The 225-nt window shown below is 69.8% G+C and carries 1 protein-coding gene; it reads left to right on the forward strand.

Annotated elements, in window-relative coordinates; translation table 11 throughout:
* A partial coding sequence (locus tag FJ658_RS16385; protein ID WP_181408505.1) for a hypothetical protein occupies positions 1-225 on the forward strand: 225 nt, incomplete at both ends.

Raw genomic sequence — 225 nt, forward strand, 5'->3', positions numbered from 1 at the left:
CCGCCGAGAGCCCGCTCGTGTACTTCGTCGACGCGGGGCACGGCGGCGACTCGCAGACCCGCTCGTACTCGACACTGCAGACCGAGTCGCGTGCCTACAGCGGGGTCGAGACCCTCGCCGACGCGACGCTGCGCAACGCCGTGCCCGATCAGCGCTACCTCGCCGGCAGCACCGACTGGGGCTGGACCTCGAGCAGCACCGACAACTACAAGATCTCGGTGACCG

The sequence above is a fragment of the Schumannella sp. 10F1B-5-1 genome (assembly GCF_006517535.1).
Lineage (GTDB): Bacteria > Actinomycetota > Actinomycetes > Actinomycetales > Microbacteriaceae > Schumannella.